19 protein-coding genes are annotated in these 22,665 nt (G+C 47.0%); 1 reads left to right on the plus strand and 18 read right to left on the minus strand.

What is annotated here, in order from left to right; all coding sequences use genetic code 11:
• Positions 1 to 259: 259 nt before the first annotated feature.
• The 13 genes from ACTTHR_RS07785 to ACTTHR_RS07845 form a co-directional block, all read right to left on the minus strand.
• Positions 260 to 829 carry a hypothetical protein gene (locus ACTTHR_RS07785; protein ID WP_442605760.1) on the minus strand — a complete coding sequence of 190 codons (570 nt, stop codon included), beginning with the start codon at positions 827 to 829 and terminating at the stop codon, positions 260 to 262.
• 48 nt (positions 830 to 877) lie between these two features.
• On the minus strand, positions 878 to 1,432 hold the full coding sequence (gene rfbC / locus ACTTHR_RS07790) for a dTDP-4-dehydrorhamnose 3,5-epimerase (RefSeq protein ID WP_442605773.1): 555 nt from the start codon (positions 1,430 to 1,432) through the stop codon (positions 878 to 880).
• Positions 1,433 to 1,474: 42 nt separating this feature from the next.
• On the minus strand, positions 1,475 to 3,550 hold the full coding sequence (porE, locus tag ACTTHR_RS07795; protein ID WP_442605761.1) for a PorE family type IX secretion system protein: 2,076 nt from the start codon (positions 3,548 to 3,550) through the stop codon (positions 1,475 to 1,477).
• Positions 3,505 to 4,143: a 7-carboxy-7-deazaguanine synthase QueE gene (locus ACTTHR_RS07800; RefSeq protein ID WP_442605762.1), complete on the minus strand. Its 639-nt coding sequence runs from the start codon at positions 4,141 to 4,143 to the stop codon at positions 3,505 to 3,507. The genes porE and ACTTHR_RS07800 overlap by 46 nt, the downstream gene beginning before the upstream one ends.
• Positions 4,110 to 4,571, minus strand: coding sequence for a 6-pyruvoyl trahydropterin synthase family protein (locus ACTTHR_RS07805; RefSeq protein WP_281678228.1), 462 nt, complete (start codon positions 4,569 to 4,571; stop codon positions 4,110 to 4,112). The genes ACTTHR_RS07800 and ACTTHR_RS07805 overlap by 34 nt, the downstream gene beginning before the upstream one ends.
• Positions 4,572 to 4,797: 226 nt before the next feature.
• Entirely contained in the window at positions 4,798 to 5,748 is a 951-nt protein-coding gene (locus ACTTHR_RS07810) for a hypothetical protein (RefSeq protein ID WP_442605763.1), read from the minus strand.
• Positions 5,749 to 5,776: 28 nt separating this feature from the next.
• Entirely contained in the window at positions 5,777 to 6,460 is a 684-nt protein-coding gene (locus tag ACTTHR_RS07815; RefSeq protein ID WP_442605764.1) for a hypothetical protein, read from the minus strand.
• A 27-nt stretch (positions 6,461 to 6,487) separates the two neighbouring features.
• A complete protein-coding gene (locus ACTTHR_RS07820; RefSeq protein ID WP_442605765.1) occupies positions 6,488 to 8,878 on the minus strand; it encodes a TonB-dependent receptor in 2,391 nt (796 codons plus the stop codon).
• 170 nt (positions 8,879 to 9,048) lie between these two features.
• Positions 9,049 to 9,750 carry a ComF family protein gene (locus ACTTHR_RS07825; protein WP_442605766.1) on the minus strand — a complete coding sequence of 234 codons (702 nt, stop codon included), beginning with the start codon at positions 9,748 to 9,750 and terminating at the stop codon, positions 9,049 to 9,051.
• Positions 9,751 to 9,759: 9 nt separating this feature from the next.
• The gene (locus ACTTHR_RS07830) at positions 9,760 to 10,212 is read right to left on the minus strand and encodes a regulatory protein RecX (RefSeq protein ID WP_442605767.1); all 453 of its coding nucleotides are present in this window, start codon (positions 10,210 to 10,212) and stop codon (positions 9,760 to 9,762) included.
• Entirely contained in the window at positions 10,209 to 11,090 is an 882-nt protein-coding gene (gene prmC, locus ACTTHR_RS07835) for a peptide chain release factor N(5)-glutamine methyltransferase (protein ID WP_442605768.1), read from the minus strand. The genes ACTTHR_RS07830 and prmC overlap by 4 nt, the downstream gene beginning before the upstream one ends.
• Complete coding sequence (locus ACTTHR_RS07840; protein ID WP_442605769.1) at positions 11,090 to 11,812, minus strand: glycosyltransferase family 2 protein; 723 nt, start codon at positions 11,810 to 11,812, stop codon at positions 11,090 to 11,092. The genes prmC and ACTTHR_RS07840 overlap by 1 nt, the downstream gene beginning before the upstream one ends.
• 147 nt (positions 11,813 to 11,959) lie before the next feature.
• Positions 11,960 to 13,993, minus strand: coding sequence for a hypothetical protein (locus tag ACTTHR_RS07845; RefSeq protein ID WP_442605770.1), 2,034 nt, complete (start codon positions 13,991 to 13,993; stop codon positions 11,960 to 11,962).
• Between the two features lie 435 nt (positions 13,994 to 14,428).
• Between ACTTHR_RS07845 and ACTTHR_RS07850 the strand changes: the two genes are divergently transcribed.
• Positions 14,429 to 16,708: a TonB-dependent receptor gene (locus ACTTHR_RS07850; protein ID WP_442605771.1), complete on the plus strand. Its 2,280-nt coding sequence runs from the start codon at positions 14,429 to 14,431 to the stop codon at positions 16,706 to 16,708.
• A 166-nt stretch (positions 16,709 to 16,874) separates the two neighbouring features.
• Here ACTTHR_RS07850 and ACTTHR_RS07855 read toward each other — a convergent pair whose 3' ends face one another.
• From ACTTHR_RS07855 to gltX, 5 genes are all read right to left on the minus strand, one after another.
• Positions 16,875 to 18,458 (minus strand): peptide chain release factor 3, encoded by a 1,584-nt coding sequence (locus ACTTHR_RS07855; protein WP_004335004.1) that lies wholly within the window; start codon positions 18,456 to 18,458, stop codon positions 16,875 to 16,877.
• Positions 18,459 to 18,481: 23 nt separating this feature from the next.
• Positions 18,482 to 20,050: a ribonuclease Y gene (gene rny / locus ACTTHR_RS07860; RefSeq protein ID WP_375378842.1), complete on the minus strand. Its 1,569-nt coding sequence runs from the start codon at positions 20,048 to 20,050 to the stop codon at positions 18,482 to 18,484.
• A 269-nt stretch (positions 20,051 to 20,319) separates the two neighbouring features.
• Positions 20,320 to 20,706, minus strand: a complete 387-nt coding sequence (locus tag ACTTHR_RS07865) for a hypothetical protein (protein WP_314825257.1) — start codon at positions 20,704 to 20,706, stop codon at positions 20,320 to 20,322.
• 128 nt (positions 20,707 to 20,834) lie between these two features.
• Positions 20,835 to 21,131 (minus strand): hypothetical protein, encoded by a 297-nt coding sequence (locus tag ACTTHR_RS07870; RefSeq protein ID WP_276775482.1) that lies wholly within the window; start codon positions 21,129 to 21,131, stop codon positions 20,835 to 20,837.
• Positions 21,132 to 21,309: 178 nt separating this feature from the next.
• Positions 21,310 to 22,665, minus strand: a 1,356-nt coding sequence (gene gltX, locus ACTTHR_RS07875; RefSeq protein WP_442605772.1) for a glutamate--tRNA ligase, incomplete at its 5' end; no start/stop codon positions are given.

The raw sequence follows: 22,665 nt of genomic DNA on the forward strand, positions 1-22,665 counted from the left end.
ACACCTCGAGGGAAAATCTCTTTCATCCTCATCGCAACCAAGGCCTGTTTCGCGGAGGCTCGCTCGCCCCCTGCCCTCGTTTGCGTTTGCAAAGGTAAGACTTTTATTTCATCCTGGCCAAATTTTCCACCGACCTCAAAACGTTAAACTTAGTTACATGTCTATTCTACAAAAACTTACACCCAATCTTTTTCTGCAAGAGACCTCATATATTCTTCAATAAGCTCTAGATAGAGATCAATTAGAGAGCTAAAAGCACCTACTTAACCCGCAATGTATACTCCCCTAGGTCGGGAGCATTTACTCGATAATTCTGCTCAACTTGTAGCGCAGGATGTTGCGAGATTTGAGGCCGAACAAGCAAAATATCCCCTACATGGATGATATTTAAGTAGGACATTTGCTCTACAGCCTTGCGGATCATGGGCTCCGTCACCTCCAGATCCCATTCTCCCCACTCAAGATGATAGCTTGGTTGCAACCCTCCTTCGTCTAAAAAGCAATCTTCGATCATGCCGGCAGCAGCATACTCAAAAGCCACAGCCTCACTCCATGGCTGCCGAGCGGCAATAAGGTCGCAAAGACGATTGTGATGCACAATATCAAACCCAACCCCTAGCCCATTGATGTAACGATGTGAGAAGCGAGAGGCGACCTCGCGACCTGTTCTACCGATTCGCACAAGCAAAGAGGGATAAGCCACATAACACTCTTCGGGCGAGGTGTTAGGCAGAAACAAGGGATATCCTTTGCGGATGAGCGCCTCCCCTTTATAGTAATAATGTAGGAGTTGCTCCCTACCATCAAAAACGAACTGGTATATTTTCATTCAGCATTGGGCTTAAGAAGTAAGGAAAGAGAATCAAAAGTGAAACATCTAACCCTTAAGATATTCCTGCAAACTAGTACCTTCCAAATCTTTGGGAGAAAGGATTAACTGCTCTCTAGGTACTCCATATTGCAACCAATCAACCCCAATCTCAGGGTCAAAGGGATAAAGATGACATTCATCTTGAGGGGAATAACCATTATCTACCTTGTAAGAAAAAATAGCTTCGTCGCTCACCACAAGATAACCATGGGCAAAGCCCCGAGGGATGTAAAGCTGCTGCTTGGTTGTACCAGAGAGACGAACGGCGACATGACGACCGAAGGTTGGACTCTGCAACCGAAGGTCTACGGCTACATCTATCACCTCCCCGTGAATGCAACGCACGAGTTTTGCTTGGGCAGCCTCCCCATGTTGCAAGTGTAGCCCCCGCAGTACCCCTCGGGTAGAAAAAGATTCATTTTCTTGAATAAAGGGACAAGGTGAGACCTTTTCGGCAAACTCAGGGAAACGTAAAACCTCGGTAAAAGAGCCACGCTCATCTCCAAAAACCTGAGGCGTGAGAAGCCAAACTCCTGGAATTTCTAATTCTTTGTATTGTATCATTTCTAACTAAGAGATTAAAACGAGTAAAGGGAGATTGGATTACTTCTCGGGGGTAACGTCAGGAGAATTTTCCTCTTCCATCTTCTCCGAAAACTCCGAAGCCCCCATTACTCGGTCTATAACTATAAATTCTGTGCGCCTATTTAGGGCATCCGCTATCTTCTTATCCTCTTCACTAAGGGCAGTAACGAATGCTTCATCAAGTATCGTACCTTCGGGAAATTGGGGATAAAGGGCATGAAGGGCGGACGTGATCACTCTAGGACGTGACTTGCCATATCCCTTGGGTTGCAACTGATCGGCCGGAATCCCCTTCCCCTTTAAATAATCCACTACAGCACGTGCGCGCCTATCACTAAGGCCTATATTGTAGGCATCGGATCCCACCCGATCGGCATGAGACGAAAGCTCAACCACTACCTCGGGATTGTCTTGTAATATCTTAGCTATCTGATCTAGAGCAACCTTGCTCTCCGGCAATAAATCTGCACTATCGAAGGCATAGAATATATCTTGAAATACTTCACTCACTACAGAGGAAGCAAGTGTAAAATCAATGGCATAAACGGCATCTTCGGTAGCGGTGTCACTCTCAAAAGAAGAATAGGCACGTAAGTATTTATCGGCGCCTGCCAAGAGAACATAACGCGTCCCCCCCTCTATATCTAATGAGTAGTAGCCATCGGCGTGGGTAGTAGCCACAAGAGGAGTCTCGGGATTCGTCTCACTTACAACACGTACAAATGCCCCTGCAATAGGGTTCCCCTCGCGGTCAGAAACAAATCCCTCCAGAATCGTAAGAATAGCAGGTTGGGTAAAAGACCAAAGATGTGGACGCCCCCATGCATCCTGCCGAGAGGAGGAAAAATAACCTTCGCTCGTATTGTTCTTATCCGGCTTAGGATTAAGGGTCATGGCATAATCATCTTGAGGGGAATTAAGAGGCACGCCGAGATGCTCGCAAAGCCACTCTCCGGATAGCTGCAACGTAGCTCGATAGAGATCGTAGCCTCCTAGACCGGGATGCCCATCTGAAGCAAAATAGAGCGTACTATCCCCTACAGCAAAAGGAGATATTTCATTACCGGGAGTATTGATCGCTCCTCCTATATTGGTAGGTACAGCACTCCCGATCTCTTCTACGTTGATGTAATAAATATCTTTACCTCCATACCCTCCCTCACTCACAAAGTAGAGTTTCTCTCCCGAAGCCGAGAGGGCTGGATGAGCCGCCATACGCAACGTATCGCTCCAGATCTCCAATTCTTTGCCTGCACTCCAGCCTCCTTCTCCACTTTTTGAGGACTTATAGATTTTGGCAGTTCTGTCGTAAAGATCGCTATACTCCGCCATCGTATAATAAAGGGTGTTACCATCGGGAGAAACAGCAGGCATCCCTTCGTCATTAGAGGTATTGATACCTCCGGAGATACTATCGGGGCGAGACCATCGTCCTTGGGCATCTTGGTGGATATAGTAGAGGTCATTAGGCTTCTCCCCCGTGATGGCACTATTCTCTATATCCGGGTTTTTGTTACGAGCCGAAGAATAAATAAAAGCACTCCCATCGGGCAAAAAAGCCCCTCCAAAATCACTTCGAGACGAATTCAAGTTGCGTGCCAAACGCACTTGATAGTGAGAGGGATTGGAACGCAAAGCGTCTATTTGCAGGCAACTCTCTCTCCCCAAATTGGCAAAGTAATCATTGGGATAAAGGACACAAAAGGCCTCGTAATTTACAAGCGCATCCCGAGTGCGCCCTAGGCGTTGCTCCATCTCCGCAAGTCGCAAAAGCACAATGGAATCCGGATACTGATAAGAGCGCGCCGAAATATAAAAGGATTTGGCCCTCTGCGCATTACGTGCCAAACGATAATTTTCTGCGGCACGAAAAGCAAAAAACGCCTTTTTCTCTTTGTCTTTGCGAGTCTGCTTGCGATAGAGCTCACGGTACATCTCGGCAGCCTCTCCGTAGCGTCCCGCCTTGTGTGCATACTCAGCATCGCGTATTTTACGTGCTGCGCAACCTCCAAGCAAGAGCAGAAAAAAGAGAGCTCCAACGAGATGAGCTACTGAATACCTATGATTTTGTGGAGTTGTATGCTTAGACGCCATGTAGGGTGTTGCTTGATATACTCAATACACTCTTCCAACGCATGAGGAGGTTGCAATATTGCTTCTCCCGGTTCGTAAATAGGACTTAAGCAGTAAGTGCGTGCCGGTGGAATACACTCTATCGCCGGAGGTAACGGAGCTGACGCGCCAAAAGGGAAACGCCACTCATCCACTCCATGAGGAAAATTCTCCCACAAAAGGGGAAAAGCCTCAGGTTTGGCACTGCACGTGACATAGTCAATTCCACGAGGTACAGGGCGTGTGCCATTGGTTTCAATGCTCTGTCTATACCCCTTTTGATGGAAAAATCCGACCACCTCTTCAGTAAGATGCAGGGTAGGCTCCCCCCCTGTCCAAAGGATATTGTGCGTAGGGAAAGAGGTAAGTTCTCCAAGAATTGCCTCCAAAGACATTGGAGTAAAAGAGGAAAAATCCGTATCGCAATAGCTACACCGAAGGTTACAACTACTCAAACGTATAAATACCATCGGAAGGCCCACTTGTGCCCCCTCCCCTTGTAGAGAATAGAATATCTCGTTTACAGGAAGTTCGAGATGGTCTAGCATGGCAATAGGCGGTAAGACGCACGGCACTTGGCGGTCTCTTCTACAGTACAAGCCACCAGAGTAACACCCGTACCCTCCAAATTGTGGGGAGCGACCTCCTCCACCAAATAACGAGCCATTGCCTCGGCCGTTGGATTAAAGGGAACTATCACCAAATCCTCGGGAGCAATCCCCTCCAATTGAGGCAGAAGAGGATCTTCTTGCCAAAGCATCATTTTATGATCCCAAGCCTCCTCTACCCAAAGACAAAGGCGTTCTTTGATCACACCAAAGTCTATCACACGCCCCAAGGCGTCCAGCTCAGGAGCTGTACAAACAAAGTGGATACGGTAGTTATGCCCATGTAGATGGCGGCACTTACTCTCGTGCCCGACAACGCGATGCCCCATGCTGATATCGTGGTATCGCTCGGCTGTGAGGAGACTCGGTCGGTTTTTATTCTCGTTCATCTTCATTGTTCTGTACGTAAAGGTACTACATTCCTCGTTAGTACTCTACACAACCCTTTCCCCATCCTCTAAACAGGACTAGAAAAAGAGAGAAGAAATGGCCACGATCCGAGCCTTTCGACCTCTCTTTCAGTAGAAAGAAAAAGCCCCCCTTTACCCTAGAGAGCGGTATGAAAAACGACTCCAAGGTAAAGGGGCTCAATATAGACGATTAAGTATGGAAACAAAGGGATTACATATAATACTTCTCAGCCCCCTCTCCCTCTATAGGCACATCCCACGATTCTTTATAGAGATCCTCTATATCCTCTCTGGACATTTCGTACTCGGCAGCGAGGTCATTAAGATATTCTTCCAACGTTTTAGGATCATCAGAGGGGCGCTTTGTCACCACTCGAATGGGGATTGTTAGCTCAAAAACAGAGAGTGCAGAAAAACCTTCCTCCCAAGCATACGCAGAGCGGTAAGAGCCATTAGGTTTCTTCTTTTTAGGGGTTGCAAAGCGCACCATACGGAGGTGAAGATTGTAAGAGAGATGCTTATCACGAAGTCCGATAAAAGGGTTACTCTCCTCGAGAGTCTCCGGATCATCGAAATACCCCTTTAGCCCCAACTGCTTACGAGAGAGCTTTACCTCATAGTTTTCGCCAGGGGGGCTATACCCAAACATTCGCTCTTCCGGATGAGTATCGCGATACACAAACTTCGCCCCTACCTTTTCAAAAATTGTATTCACTAGAGGCCCCTCAACCTTACTCCCAGGGGAGTATTTACGGATATTGTCTACCATGATGAAGAGTTGGAACAGATCCTCAGCCCCCTCCTTCACAAACATATTATTGACACGCTTACCCTCCTTATCGTAGCAAGTAATCTCCAGGGACCAAATCACGTTCGACTTCCAACGGACAGGGTTGTTCCCTCCGGCTATACTATACCCTTTGCCATCAGCATTGAGTTTGAAATCTACCTTTTGCACCCCCTTGTCGGGGAAACCAATATTGAGATAGGAAGGATCCCCATGGAACTCAGCTCCATGAAGGTGACCGCAATGCATCTCAATGCTGATCTTGTCGGGCAAAACAAAGCTCGACATATTGGGCTTAGGATCGTTGCTACAACTCAAGATCCCTAGCGAGAAAGCTACCGACAATAAAAGAGTCGCAAAAACAGATCTCTTCATATTGCGTTTCTATTACTTAGTTATTTAGTTATTGTAGGTCTATTGGGATGTACAACTCAAGATCGCGTGTACCCATAGTTCGCGCAGGTTGATCGAAGGGATAAAAAGAGTTTGTTGTTCGGTTAATCTTTGTCGAGGGAGGCAATACATGTACCAATACCACATTCAAGAAAAAGTGACCCGGAGTGGCATCGGGATGTACATAAAAGGCACCCTCTAGCCCAATCGGGTTACGCTTCCCCTCAAGTTGCAGCGTCTCTGCATACTTATAGGTGATAGCACTTGGTATGGTGCGATAGGTTTTCTTTGCTTCGTCCTTTAGCTCTCGACTTATAAAAAAGAACTGATGTAGAGCCGCCTGCTCTGGGGTAATGTATTGAGCATTGATATCGGAGCCGGAGGCATTACGCAGCACAATTTCTAAGTGATACCATTGACCTCGCTTTAGTGCAAGAGGTGTGTGATTTGCTTTTTCATTGGAGAAGCTCCATGTAAAAGAGGAGGCCTTATTCGTAATCTTATCCACAAAGAGGGCTGTTGTATCTGCCACTTCACAAGGGGTAAAGATAAAATCGGTACTATAGGGTACCTCATGCCCACGCTCTTTTGCCTGATTTATCGGCTTTTCCGGGGTAATTTTTCCACAAGAACTAAGGGAAAACAGGAGCACAAACAGGGCAGTAGCGAAAGTTGTACAGAGCAGTTTTTTCATTGTCGTATATCTATTTGTTTTGTTATTCTAGAAGTAGTAACCTAGGATAAGTTGCACATCTCGCCCCTTCTCATGGGCAAAGTAGCGAAACCTATTCGTGTACTCTTTGTAGAGCGCGTTGAGCAGATTCTCCGCACGCAACGATACCTTCCACGATCTACCTTGACTCATAGTGTGCGTATACTCTGCCGATGCTCCTAGTAAATGGTAGGCATCTGGCGTCGTGGGTAAAAAGTCTATTGAAGGGTCAAACCTCCGCTGCTTTGTGACAAAAACCCAATCCAACCCAAACGAGAATTGGTTGTGGGGGAAGAGATTGTGGCTCTCCCATTGGATAGACTGGCGGTAGCGATCGGAGGGGATATAGGGTAAATATCCCCCGGTTTTGCGTTCTATAGCGCGAATCCACTGCCCTTCGAAAGTGTATTCCCAGCCCTTGAATGGGTGCACCCTCAGTTGTACATCCCCACCCCAAAAGCGAGCATCAACCTGTCGATAGCGAAAGATGGGAAAAACCCCGGCTACCAACTCCTTCACGGCAACGCCCCCCGTCTTGGGGTCGTGCTCGGGGCTTGCAAAAATATAGTTGCCGATGGATTGCAAAAAAGCGGTTGCAGAGGCATGTATCCAAGAGTTGGCATAGCGAAGTTCGTTATTCCACTTCCAAGAAGCCTCGGGCTGCAGAGTAGCATCGCCCTCCTCATACGCTGCCGCTCCGTGATGCAAACCTTTGCTGTAGAGCTCATTGACATCAGGGGCTCTCCAAGCCAAACCAAGATTGGAAGAAAAGGTAATTCCCTCTAGAGGACGTACAAGACCCGAGAGCGAAAACGACGGACTATTATAGTGATGCTCCCCTCCATACTCCTCGCCCGAGAGCCCATAGCCTAGGGCATTGAGGTACTTATAGTCGTAACGAGCCCCAAGAGCTACCTCGTAACAGGGGCGCACCCATTTGGTAATGCCATAGCCCCCAAATGTAAGACCGGCGTAATTGGGGATAAGGGGCACCGTACCTGTATTGGTCGTTTTATTCTGCTGCAATTGAGCACTAGAGCCGACAACAAAACGCAAAGGCTGCTCTTTAGAAGATTCCCAAATAGCTTGAGCTCCATGACTTGCTAGTAGAAGCCCCAAAGCCGGTTTGTGTGCCAGAGAGCCGACACGTATCTCAAACTCCTGTCGATCATCGTTCTGAAAGTCATATTGCATCCGCAATAGACCACCCTGCTTTAGTTTGTACACCCCCGATAGGCGCACAAGCCAATGCTGTACCTCTTGCTTGGGAGCTCCAATTTTATAGCTGCGTGGGGCAAAGACCTGAGGCTCTCCCAACTCAAATCGCTCCAAGAGATCTTCGAGAGTACCTATATGCGAACCCGTAAAAATACCGAGTCGAGAAGAATAGTAACTCACGAATAAATCCGTAGAAAAACGAGGACGATCAAAGCCAAGCACCCCCGTAAAGCTACCTTCTCTAGCTCCTGTATTATTAAGTACATACTTCGCAGTTTCATAATCTCCAGCTACCGAATAGGCGGCTTGCGTGCGCCAGGTCAATCCCCGAAGAGCCGCTACGCTCCCCGAGAGATCTCCATTAACCTCAGCCCCACGGTCGTTAGATGTTGCCGAGAGAGAGAGTCGCCCCTTGAGCGGCTCTCCCCATTTGGGCAGAGGAGCTGTCTCCAATAGAATAACCCCTCCTATGGCTCCTGCTCCATAGCGAATAGACTCAGCCCCCTTGATTACTTCAACACTCGTTGCCGTAGAGATATCTACCTCAGGAGCATGGTCGGCTCCCCATTGCTGCCCTTCTTGCCGTACACCATTATTTATAAGAAGGATACGACTGCTGTGCATCCCCTGTATTACGGGCTTCATAATGGTAGCACCACTGCTGATACTACTCATCCCCGGCACCTCCTGCAATACCTTGGCTAGAGAGCTCTTGGCCTCACTACGCAAAGCATTCTCCCCGAGGCGTACCGCAATAGTAGTAGACTCGCTACGCGGTTTATCGCCCACGACTACCACTTCATCAAGCCGTACAGGGATGAGATGTAAGTGTAGACCTTTGGCTTTTGGCTTAACGATGCTCTTATACTCATTGTACCCAACCATGCGAACCAGCACCTCGCATCGCTCCTTTTGAGGGAAGGGAAAATCGACTTTTCCCTCACCATCTGTGAGGGCTCGTTGCCCCTCTAGCTGCACCAAAGCCCCGGGGATAGGTTCTTCACTCCCCTCCTCCACTACTACGACGGTAAAAGATGGAGTTTTATCCCCTCTTTGCGCCCACAACAGAGAGGGAGCGGAGAGAAAGAGAAGAGTAAAGAGGAGAAAGCGAGACTTCCCAAAAAACGAATTGGGAATAGAGATAAGGCTCTTTGCTATAGAGAATATCCTGATAAATTCCATCCTATGGTTTACCCTGTTTTATCGGCTCAACTTCAACTAACTTGAACAAAGTCCAACTCAAAAGCAAGTGCAAAGATAGAATTTTATTTCGGACATAGTCCAATCTCTCCCCTAAAATTCCAAGGAACTTTTACGATGCTCGAAAAAAGATTTCGAGAGAAAAGGAGAGGCTATTCATCCACAGCCAGCACAAGGGCAGTCAGGCTCTCGGGAGCTGTGAGAGCCAATGTGTCTGCAGCCGCCACTAAGGTTGCTCCCGTAGTAAGCACATCATCAACGAGCAGAAGACGGCTCCCCTCCGCCGACACATCACGCGACAAAGAGAATGCCCCTACCATCGAGCGCAAGCGATCCATTGTTTGGCTGTGTCTCCCATTCCGTTGGAGCGCCGCTGTTGCAACGGGTATTCCACTTGCCATACTTACCCCTCGGGCTATAGCTTCGGCTTGATTGTAGCCCCTCAGGGCTTCTCTTTTGGGATGCGTAGCAATGGGGATCAATAGGTCGTAACGCGCTGGAGAAAGGGCAAAACGATGAGCCAAAACACGTCCAAGGGTAATCCCAAGAGCTCTATTTCTTTGGTATTTGATACTATGTACCACCTCCTGCACCGCGTTGTTGCGACTGAATTGGTAGCCGGCTAGGAGTTGATCAAAAGGGAAAGCTCCTCCTTCTAATCGGTCGGTAGCATGTAATAATTTATCATGATAGAGAGGGAGCGAGAGAAGGCAATCCGGACAAATCCCCTCCATCTCGGGAGCAAGAAGATGATGGCACACCGGGCAGTACTGGGGATAAAGGATCTCCAAACAAGCCTTGAGATAGGTCTGCCAACGCCTAGGAGGTACATAACGATAGGTATGGATAGACACAGCTCTTGACTAAAACTTTTTGAGGATAGAGAGTATCTCATCGAGATCAAACCCCCGATTCATTGCCCAAGTAATTACTTTGCGTTGTATTTCATCCGGAGTAGGATCGTTGAGCGAAAGTAGCTTTTTGGTAAGCATCTCTCTCAGAAGGCGCGGAGCATCCTCCTCATCCATTACCTCTCGCACGATACGATCCACAGCACCCTCGGGCAAGTCTCTCTGTAATAATTCTTGCTTGATCTTAAAAGGCCCCCACCCCGAGAAACGCAACTTATCGGAGGCAAAAGCATGAATAAAACGCTCTTCGTTGATAAAGTTATCGGCTTTGAGTTTTTCGATAATAAAGCTATGATCTTCGGCATCAATGCCATGACGCCAAAGCCATTGTGCTACTTCTGCGGGGCAACGTTCTGCACTAGAGCAATAAGAAGAGACCTTGCGGTATAGATTTTCTGGAGTCATTTGGGAGTAAGCGTAGCAGTGAGAAATCTAGATTTTCCCGAGAGATCGGGCAAAAGACTTGCTGAGAGAATATGGGGAGCTTCTGCGAAGATAGCAAGAGTATCCTCTGCAAGAAGAGCATTTAACTCTAGGTAAATATGGGCAGATGGTTGCATAGGAAGCCGTGCTGCGGCTTGGCATATCGCCCGATAGAAAAGCAGGGGATCTGCCTCCGGAGCAAAGAGGGCAAGGTGCGGCTCATGCTCCAATACATGAGGCTCCATAGTCACAGCCTCGGAAAGCTGGATGTAGGGAGGATTGCTGACGATAATATCCAAGGGAGGGAGAGACGAAGCCCAAGAGCCCTCTTCGAGCATATCCCCACGCAAGAGTTGGGGAGTAGAAGATCCCAAGCCTGATCGGTCAAAATTTCTCTGAACTATGGCGGCAGCTTGATCGCTCTTCTCCAGAGCAAACACCTCCGATTGAGGCAACATCTGTGCTAGATACAAAGCAATGCAACCGCTCCCCGTACCCAAATCGAGAATGCGCAACCCCTTCTGTCCCTTATGTCGCTCTACGATGGTGGCACAAAGCTCCTCCGTCTCGGGACGAGGGATCAGCACCCCTGGAGCGACAAAGAGATCGAGCGGACCAAAAGGGGCATGACCCAAAATGTATTGAATAGGTTCGTGGTGCAATAGACGCCCTACAGCCTCCCAACACTGCCCCTCCTGCCCTTCGTCCAAAGGTCTCTCCGACGCCATAAGAAGCTGGGTACGAGACAAGTGCAAGATTCCTTCTAGAAGAATACGGACAAGCGAGCGCGCCTCCTCCCGAGTGTAAAGAGAAGAAAGTCGAAAAAGGGCTTCAGTCTGAATCGAACCTACCGTGTGCATCAACGTTTACGAATAAAGAGAAACGAAACGTGCGCCAACAAGGTAGGGATGAGTCCAAAATGGCGGCGCATAATAGCAAAACGCTCCCGAAGCGAACGCCAATGCTTCTGCTTGGAGAGACCTCCTGCCAGGTAATCGACCAAAACAGTTTGAACCTGCCGATTCTCGTGCGAACGCTCAAGCATCCGTAAACACCAGTCGTAGTCGGAACTCAATGTATAGGTAAGGTCGTAGGGAAGAGCGATACGACGAGCCACCACAAAGGCTTGATGGCAAACCAACATACCCCGTAAGAAGTCTTTTTTCCGAAGATTATGAGGGGGGCGTAGGCGGCGAAGCCCCAGCTCTTTACGCTCTTCGTCCACAATCATAGTATCTCCATAGACAATATCGGGTGCACTCCCCTGCTCTATTGCCTCTACAACTTCTTGCACCGTGGTCTCCCCTCGCAGAGAATCCCCGGCATTGAGGAACCAAATATAGTCCCCTGTTGCCCTACAAATCCCCTTATTCATAGCATCGTACAAGCCTCTATCCGGCTCACTCGTGATAAGAGCCTCAGGACATATGGAGCGCACCAAGTCTAGAGAATTGTCGCGCGAAGCCCCATCCACCACGATGTACTCAATATGAGGATAGGTCTGCCGAGCTACACTCTCAAGCGTAGGTAATAGCGTACTCTCTGCATTGTAACAGATCGTAATAAGGGAGATCTTAATCATACATTACACTAACGCAGATTCCCTGCCGGCTATTGTGAATAGGGCCAAGAAGGGCACAATTCTCTCAAGAGGGAAAGAAAAAGGACCACAACCTCACACTCGGGGAGAGGTCGTAGTCCTATGGAATAAAAGGAGATGGCGACTACACTAGCGCACCAACACCTTGCGAGTAGTATTCCCTATTTCTACGATATAAGACGAAGAGGGGAGAGCAAAAGTAGCATACCCAGCCACTTCGGCGGCGTGTAGACAAACCCCATCGAGCGAGAAGATACGCACCCAAGTGGGCGTATCAACCATAAGATGAACTTTGCCCGAAGCGCCCCACACCTTAGCAGAGGTAGCCTCAACCTCGTCTACAGCAACATCCTTAATACCAATAATCACCGGAGTCGTAATGGCAGCTCCATTGAGCACAAGGCGGTCTCCCTCCATCTTCGCCCCCTCGGGAGAGAGGATGGCACAATCTTCGAATGTAACAGAAGAGCACTTGTTTATAGCTCCCTTTGCACCCAAGATTTTAACCTTGGCCTTTTTGAAAACAAGACTACCCGGGTAGGACAAAAGCCCGGTAATAGCATTATCGTCACTCTCAAGATCCACATCAACACCTTCTTCTATCGTAAGAGTGGCTCCGCTCAAAGCAATGGCAGCACTACCTGTTTTCACTTTGAGGGTTCCCTGCCCTTTGATGAGGGCATTGGTAGAAAATGCCAAACCAAAGTAGGGAGTCTCAATCGTATTGGTACCGTTAACTACAATAGTAATATCCGCTAATTTGCTAGCAGCATTGATACCGGACTCTCCGGCAATTGTCTTAAAAGAGAAATTGTTAAGCGTGAGAATCCGCTTTTCTACATCATAACGAACAGAACCATCCCCAAAGAGGTCTTCGTAATTTTCGCTCGTAAGCGTCTTTCCTCCCACAAAGAGGTAATCAATAGTTTTGTCTATCAATACTTTTTCTTTGCAGATAGCCCCATTGAGATAAATAGCTCCCTTATCTACCTTAGCTCCCTTGGGAGTATGGATATGGCACCCCTCGAATACGACTTCGCCAAAACCGGACAAAGAGGCTGTACTCCCCTGTAGCTCTACCTTTGCATTCGCAAAAGACAATTTATTCTTATCGCCTAGGAATCCATATACACCCTCTGCAACAATAGACGTTCCCTTCACGGTCAAACCCTTGGTTGCCTTAAGGCCTGCTTGCTCCTTAGACTTAACGTTAAGAGAACCTTCTCCCCTTATTTCCACATCAGCCTCGAGTAGGATAGCATCGCTAGACGTAGCACTCAATGTATTCGCCCCCTCTAGAGAAATATACAAATCCGACTTCACCTCAAGAGCAGGCTTATCCCCACCCTCTAAGGTAGCATTGCGCAGGAAAAGAGTCTTCGTCTCCGCAGAGTAAGAAACAGAGCCATCACCCAGTATATCGGAAGCATTGCTAGCATTTACTTTTACACCCTTTACGGTAATATCATAGTCCACACTCACCTTTTCTATCACGACTTGTTCCGTGCACACCTCTTCACCAAGAACAACAAATCCTTCTACAATCTTAGCATTGGCCGGCGCTGTAATCACACAATCTTCGAGTTTAATATCCTTCAAGTCTGATATTGAGCCCTTTTCTCCTTTAGCCTTTAAAGTAGAGGCTTTAACTAGAAGTATTTCGGAGAGCCCCATATCTCCCGTAATACCCCAAGCTCCCTTCACATCTACGGTACAGCCTCCTTCTATAGTAAGATTAGAATTATCTAGAAAAATAGCAACTGCAGCAGAAGCGTCATAAGAGAGGGAGCCACTACCCTTAATTACGTTATTAAGGCTAGACAGCTCAAGGCGTCCACCTTTGGAAGTAATCTCATTATCCCCTTTCAATTCGATTATAAAATCGTTTAGCTCAGACGAGGTCTGAATGGGATTTGTAAAGTCCTCAATCGCCATCTTTACCCCATCAAGAGTAAGCGTGAAACTCGACGCATCATAACTGATTTTACCTGTTCCATTGCCAATTTCCTTTACAATCTCTTTCATAAGATCGGCAGCATTAGCACTGGTTACTTCCACGCCTGCAACAGTCACTCCAAGCGACTCCTGCGCCCAAATGGAAGTAGTTCCCATTGCTGTAAAAGCCACAATGGTTGCCAAAAGCAGCACAAATCGTCTCTTCATAACAAAGTAAATCTCTTTCATTTCTAATCTATTTTTAGTTTTCAAATTCAAATACTCCTCCCTAAAACAATACCCTCAAGAGACCTCCAATCTGGGGACATCAATACATTATAATATCCTAACAGCGCGAGGAATTATTTTTCACACCCCCATCCGAGGCTCAAGAAGGTTTGTACTCCGAGTGCAATATTACGAAAATAATTTCAAATCCACACCGAAAAAGAAGAAAAGATAGTCTATTATTCTGCCCCGATCCGATGAGGGTAAGAAAATACCAAAGAGCCAAGAACGATATTACACACAACTTCTTTACTATAAGGTTTTTGGGGAAACGAACACTAAAGGAGTAGTTCAAAGAGAACAAGAAGAGAAATCAGTATATTAAATGAGATTGTTTAATACCTTTATACCATTGATGAAGAAAAGTGTTGTACAATGAAAAGAGAAGTAATGTTATTGCTTTCTGTTATGCTATCTATGCTAACGGCTTTTGCACAAGGAGAGGTCGGAGGGATGGTTAGTGGTCAGGTTAAATCCATCTCAGGGGAAGAACTTATCAATGCCATTATTACATTTAAGAATCTCCAAGATTCAACGAAAATTTATCCTACGATATGTGATGTACAAGGGCGTTACCATCAGGAATTACCTTATGGCGAGTACTCATATGTTATTTCTTATATTGGGGAAAATTATACCCCCGAAAAGAATAGGGTTTTGGTGAATAAATCGAATACAGAAATACCGGAGATAAATATCAAACTTAAAGAGAAAGTGCTGAATGAGGTTGTTGTAACGGCTAAACGCCCCTTTGTTTCATACAATGGTAGTGTCGCTCGATATAATCTATCCGCAAATCCGGCATCCATCGGAGGCAACATTTTGGATGGTGTAAAATTGATACCGGGGGTACAAATACAAGAAAGTGGAGGGCTGTCTATTTTTGGGTTCTATAACTTAACAGTGGCTGTTAATCGTCAGGTGCTCAGATTATCAAATGAAGAGATACAAGCATATCTTGCATCCTTGAGTGTTACGGACGTAGAAGCGGTGGAGATTATTCGCCATCCGGGACCGGAATATGGTATGCGAGGAGATGCCATTTTGAACATCATCACAAAGAAAAAGCCAAATGAAGGAACCAGTACTTTTATTTCTATGGATGCTATCTATAGAAAGCTGCTATCCGAAAATGCACGTATAAGAATCAACTACAACAAGAAGAATTGGAGGAATTATGTATCCTATCAATTTTTTGACACACGCCATCAAGAGACTCTTACAACCTCCATTGGAGCAGATACAACAACGACCAATCCTTATAGAGGACATAGTCTTCAAACAGGATTCGAATGGCAAGTATCGCCCAAACAACTGATTGAAGCAAGGGGGCATTTATCTCTTTCTAAAGAGAATATTGACTACAATCACACGAATAGAATTGATATGAATCGAAAAGTAGCTACTTTGAATTTGTATCATACCTTGTCTGAGAAGAATTGGGATTGGAAAAACTATGCAGATTACACATTTAGTAGTAATGGTCGGAATTACTTTTACGGCAATACAAATAATAACTCATTACAAGATAGATTCCATTATCTCCGCATAGCCTCCGACGTTGTCTATTGGCCTACTCCGACATTGGGAGTTCTAATCGGAGGAAGTCAAAATAACATGTGGTTTGTAACTAAATCGCCAATGGAGACAGATCTCCTGAACAATGCTTATAACGAAAGTAACACTTCCGCCTATCTTACTGTACGTTATCGTAATGGGAGCATTGATACATATGGCGGTGTCCAATTCAATTATGATCAACGGAAAGGTATTGCTCAAGAAAGAATAAGTCACTTTGATAATACACATCATTGGCAACCCTATTTCAATTTTGCTTATGATATATCACGCAATCACCGAATATCCACCTCGTTACAGACCTACTACCGACGCCCTTCTTTCCGAGATTTGATGCCCTACGCCTCCTATTCCGGATTCTTACACAGATTGGGAAATCCCAAACTCAAGAATAGTACGAGGTATAATCTTTCCCTCAATTACGCCTACATGAGAGCTGCTACATTAGAAATAAATCTATCTAATGAAAAGTATCCAATAATCGAATACCTAACACCATATAATGGAGGTTATGCCCTAACTAAAACAAATCTAGATTATAGTCGGTATCTACGAATTGTAGCAGGAGCTCCAATCCCAATTATCTACAAAGAAGATGGATTGCAATGGATAGCATCTACTTACCTTGCTTATCATGTACAACAAGACAAAGGGGACATAAATGCCCTAGATTACAATCGCACATTCACAGCTTATTACGCACAACACAAACAATCATTAAATCTTCCATCTCAGTGGTATTTTGATGCCCAAATTACCTACTATAGCCCTCTCTTTTTAGGAGTATATAAAACCGAGAAACAGTGGTGGATAAACTTTTCCATTAGTAAACGTATCCAAAACTGGAAGTTCTCTCTCAATGGATATGATATACTGAACACTAATCTAGCCAAAGGTGAAATAGTAGGTATGGAAAATCCTATTTCATTTGTCCAAAACTGGCATAGCCCTAAAATCACTTTGGGTATAAGTTGTACTTTGGGTAACAAGAGTCTCAAAACGTCCGATCGTAAAAATATAAATAGCGAATCTCGTCTTAGCCAATCTGCCAATGAGGGGATGAACTTACAACAATAGATGAGAGTCAAAGGCTATCGTATATAGAAAAGATACAATGATATAGAGTAGTATCCGAAAACGCATCCTATTATTCTGACCCGATGAGGGTAAGAAAAAAGAAAGCGTTACCCCAAAAATGGAGTAACGCTACCTAATTTTCTGAAAACTCTAGGCCTAATTCGCCCTAAAACTCACTTGTAAAATGGAACTTGATCTCGGGGAAATCTTGTTGAGCCATCTGCAATACATAACCGGAGTCCGCCAAGAAAACGTCTCGTCCCTCTCTATCGTACGCCATGTACTGTGCCTTACGTTTTTTGAAGTTGGCAAGCACTGCGGCATCACTACTCTCTATCCAACATGCCTTATATAAGTGGATAGGCTCCCAGCGACACTCTGCACCATACTCATGCAAGAGGCGATACTTGATAACTTCGAACTGAAGCTGCCCCACCGTACCAATGATGCGACGACCATTAAACTGATTGATAAAGAGCTGTGCAACCCCCTCGCCCATCAACTGATCCACACCCTTGATAAGCTGTTTCTGCTTCATGGGATCGGCATTTTCAATGTATTGGAAAAGCTCCGGAGAGAAACTCGGCAACCCTCGGAAGTGCAGAGACTCACCCTCTGTCAGCGTATCACCAATCTTAAAGTTGCCGGTATCGGGCAATCCTACAATATCTCCGGCATAGGCATCATCCACAATTTCTTTCTTCTGAGCCATAAAAGCGGTAGGGGAAGAAAAGCGGAATTGCTTATCGAGACGGATGTGACGATAGTATTTATTGCGCTCAAAACGCCCCGAACAAACCTTAACAAAAGCGATACAGCTGCGGTGATTGGGATCCATATTGGCATGGATCTTGAAAACAAATCCGGAGAAAGGCTCCTCACGAGGCTCCACAATGCGCTCTTCTGCCTCTGTGGGTTGTGGCGATGGTGCAATGCGCACAAAACAATCGAGCAACTCTCTAATACCAAAGTTATTGAGGGCAGAACCAAAGAAAACGGGAGCCAATAGACCCGACAAATACTCCTCCGAAGAGAACTCGGGGTAGACGCCCTGAACCAATTCAAGTTCATTACGAAGTTGGTCGGCAGAAGCCTTTCCGATGTACCCCTCTACCTCAGGGGTAGATATATCTTTGATTGAGTGGATATCGTCAGAGACATGCTGCTTGTCGCTCTTGAAAAGACAAAGTTCTTGGGAAAACAGGTTATATACCCCTTGGAAACGCTCTCCCATACCAATGGGCCAGCTCATCGGGCAAACATGAATCCCCAATTCTTCTTCCACCTCATCCAGCAACTCAAAAGCATCTCTCCCCTCACGGTCTAACTTATTGATAAAGACAATAACGGGCGTGTGCCGCATGCGACAGACCTCCATTAGTCTACGCGTCTGTTTCTCTACCCCTTTGGCACTATCAATTACGATAATAACGCTATCTACGGCCGTAAGGGTACGAAAAGTATCTTCCGCAAAATCCTCGTGCCCCGGGGTGTCTAAGATATTTATCTTATAGTCTCCATATTGGAAGCCCATCACCGAGGTTGCGACAGAGATCCCACGTTGCCGCTCAATCTCCATCCAGTCACTAGTGGCCGTTTTGCGGATTTTATTGCTTTTGACAGCGCCTGCTACATGGATCGCCCCCCCGAAGAGAAGGAGTTTCTCTGTGAGGGTTGTCTTACCCGCGTCCGGGTGCGAAATAATGGCAAACGTACGCCGCTTGTCAATCTCTTGCTCGAAGGAAGACATATAATTCCTAGGCTCTCTCGTTGTTACTTTGCGATGCTCACAGAGCGCGTCTCACGTATTACAGTTATCTTCACCTGCCCTGGGTAGGTCATTTCATCCTGTATCTTACGTGCTATCTCGTTACTGAGTTGCTCAATGTCTTTGTCACTAGTCTTATCAGCCCCCACAATTACACGCAATTCGCGACCGGCTTGGATGGCATAAGTTTTAACCACTCCGGGATAGGAGAGCGCGAGCTGCTCAAGATCATTAAGACGCTTGATATAGGCCTCAACAATTTCCCGACGAGCACCCGGGCGAGCACCACTAATGGCGTCACAAACCTGTACGATAGGAGCCAGTAGAGAGGTCATTTCTACCTCGTCGTGGTGAGCACCTACGGCATTGAAGATCTCGGGTTTTTCTTTATACTTTTCGCAGAGCTTCATCCCTAGGATGGCGTGCGATAGTTCGGGCTCGTCGTCGGGAACCTTGCCAATATCGTGGAGTAGACCTGCACGCTTCGCCTTCTTAGGATTAAGCCCTAGCTCACTTGCCATAATGGCACAGAGGTTGGCAGTCTCACGAGAGTGCTGCAACAAATTCTGACCATAGGAGGAGCGATACTTCATCTTCCCGATAAGGCGTACCAACTCGGGGTGAATACCGTGTACCCCAAGGTCGATCACAGTACGTTTACCCGTCTCGATAATTTCTTCTTCGACCTGCTTACGCACCTTAGCCACCACCTCTTCGATACGAGCGGGGTGGATACGTCCGTCTTGTACAAGCTGGTGCAGAGCAAGCCGTGCGATCTCACGACGTACGGGGTCGAAGCCCGAGAGCACAATAGCTTCCGGGGTATCATCCACAATGATCTCAATACCCGTAGCTGCCTCAAGAGCGCGAATATTACGTCCTTCACGACCAATAATTCGCCCCTTTATTTCGTCATTATCAATATGGAATACACTTACAGAGTTTTCGATAGCTGTCTCTGTAGCGACCCTCTGAATAGACTGTACAACGATGCGTTTTGCCTCCTTGTTGGCAGTCATCTTAGCCTCTTCTACAATCTCATTAACGTAGGCCGTAGCCTCGTCTTGCGCCTCAGCACGCATCGTCTCGATGAGTTGCTCCTTAGCTTCAGTAGCACTAAGCCCGCCGATATGCTCCAACTGATTGCGTTGTTGGGCAATGAGCTCATTCAATTCTTCCTGACGGTGCTCTACTACATCCTGCTGTGCAGTAAGCATCTCGCGCACCGCATCTAGCTCACCATTCTTCTTCTCTAGCTCGCACTGACGCTCATTGAGGTCCTCCTCACGGCGTTTTAGTTTGGTGTGGCGGCTGTCGAATGCACTATTTCGCTGCTTCGTCTCACGCTCCAGTTCCTCCTTCAAGCCTTGGAACTTTTGCTTGAGCTCTTTCATTTTTTCCTTCTCTAGAGCATCCGCTTCTCGCCTTGCATCTTTGCGAAGACGCTCTATTTCTCTCTTTGCTTCGGCCAACTTTGCCTTGTAGAGGTTGTCTGCCTTACGGCGAATCAATAGCCAACCTACTACAGATCCTACAACGAGGAGGGCAATGGCTCCAATTACATATCCCATAATCTGTCTCTCTTTGTCCGAACTCGAAAAAGGGACTCTCTCCCTCTTAGCAAGCCGGTTTGTTTACTTTGCCTCCATGACTTTTCTTCCTCAAAAGAAGAGAGGCGCATGATTTCCTCATCCTACAACAGAGAAAAATCTCCCCCTGTGAAGGACATTCCAACTTAACACAAAGACTATCGGATATTGGGATAAAAGAATAGAAGCACTCGCCTGAGGCACAATTAGGAGCCATTTGCTCCGTCTCCTCTTATCAAGGTCCGCCTCTTACACTACGAGAGTGAAGGTAAATCGTCTACGAGGGTTTTGTACTGCTCTAAGAGCGTCTCGGCATCCGTGCACAACCTAGCCAAGGACTCTTCTGTATCGGAGTGATCGGCTCGTTGGGTTGTAAGATCCAATAAATAAGCGGTCTCCAACAACGCCATAAGACGCGGTTGCTCCGTGATCTGCTCCATACTCCCTCCGTAGAGACGACGGTAATGAAGGATACGATCCGTAGCAAAATCAGCAGCTCTGCGGTATCCACCATCTTGGGAGACGGGGATTCTCTTAAGATTAAGCTCTACACTATCCACTATAATCCTCGCCTTCATCGTCGGTTCGGACTCTGTAGCTACGCTCGAGCTCTTACGCTGCACAATAGGTTTTTGAGACATACTTTTTCCTTTTTATGTGTATGCTACACATGCTCTCTCGTCCTACGTATCGCTTCCTTTAAGCCGTTCTCTTCCATCATAGGGACACTTCCCTCAACTCTCGGAGAGGCTCTTTCTTCTCCGGCTTCTTATTCTGTCTCCAAAAGGCGTAGGGCCTCTTGGATGTTTTTTTTCAACCCTACAAGACGCTGACGAGCATCTGCCCAATCTTTGTCTTGTGCAATAATCATCCGAGCTGTAAGCAAAGCGTTATTCTTTTGCTGCTCCGTAGTCAAGCTCTCCTCCAGTCTCAAACGCTCCCCTTCAAGGTACTTCACCCGAGCCTGTAGCTCCGAGATGTACACCTGTTGGCGTTCCAAAAGCTGCGAGAGACCTCCAAAAGCACGCTCCAGCCGCTGCAAATACTCTGCTTCCTGCCTAGTCATTGCTAAGTCTTCTTACGGCAAAGGTACAAAAAAGATGGAATAGGCAGGTGAAAAGTCCACAATGAGAATGCAGATAAGAGGCTTGGAGGTCGTTGTCCGAATAGGGCCAACAAAAAGAACTCCTCTCCCCATGGCAAGAGACCACAAGGAGAGGAGATTTTCTTATTAGGAGGTCTGATTAACCGAGCTGCGCAATGGCACGCTCAATACGTCGGATGCTTTCTTCTCGCCCGAGCAGGTAGAGAATCTCGTTGATATGAGGGCCTTTGGGTGCCCCAACAAGCGCTAGACGAAGGGCATTCATCACCCCACCCATACTATACTCTTTGGTCTGAATGAAACTATTGAGAGCCTCTCCCAATGCCTCGCTTTCGAAGGCCGGTTGGGCATTCAGCAGGTCGATAATTTCACGCATTTGGAGTGAAGACTCTGCCTTCCAACGCTTCTTCACCGTTTTTTCATCGTACTCTTCGGGAGCCATAAAGAAGAAATAAGTCTCATCCCAAAGCTGAGGGATCAATTGCACTCGGTCTCGTACCACACTTAGGATGCTCTCGAGATTGGCAGGGATGTCGTCTACATGATGCTGCTCCAAGACCGGAGTAAATAAAGCGGCAATACGCTCAACAGGAGCCTCCTGCAAGTAACGATGATTGAACCACTTGCCCTTCTCAAAATCGAACTTAGCCCCGGACTTACTGCACTTATCAAGAGAGAAGGCCTCTATCAGCTCCTCCCGAGTCATCACTTCTCGGTTATCCCCGGGGTTCCACCCCAAGAGGGCAAGGAAATTGACAACAGCCTCGGGCAGGTAGCCACTCTCACGGTAGCCCATGGAAATGGCCTGACTCTCGGGGTCGTGCCACTCTAGAGGGAATACGGGGAAGCCCAATCGATCGCCATCTCGCTTGCTAAGCTTACCATTCCCTTCGGGCTTAAGAAGCAGGGCAAGGTGGGCAAATTGAGGCATTGTATCCTCCCAACCCAAGGCTCTATAGAGGAGCTTGTGCAGAGGCGCACTAGGCAACCACTCTTCCCCTCGTATCACATGGGTAATACCCATTAGGTGGTCGTCCACAATATTTGCAAGGTGGTAGGTAGGCAGATCGTCACTACTCTTATAGAGCACCTTATCGTCTATAATAGACGAATTGATGCGCACCTCACCACGGATTAGGTCGTTTACCATCACCTCTTCTCCGGGCTCGATCTTGATACGTACCACATAGGGCACTCCGGCCTCTTCCAGAGCACGGATCTCCGCCTCGCCGAGGACAAGATCATTTTTCATGCTATTGCGGGTAGTGGCATCATACTGGAAGTTGGGGATTGCATTACGAGCAGCCTCTAGCTCCTCGGCCGTATCGTAGGCCTTGTAAGCCTTGCCTTCGCGCAATAGTTGGGCTACGTATTCACGATAAATATCTCGGCGTTCGCTCTGGCGATAGGGGCCACACTCACCCCCTACACCCACACCTTCTTCTATCTCTATCCCAAGCCAATTGAGTGCTTCTAATATATAGGCCTCGGCACC

This window comes from Porphyromonas endodontalis, assembly GCF_052173515.1.
Taxonomy (GTDB): Bacteria; Bacteroidota; Bacteroidia; order Bacteroidales; family Porphyromonadaceae; genus Porphyromonas; species Porphyromonas endodontalis_A.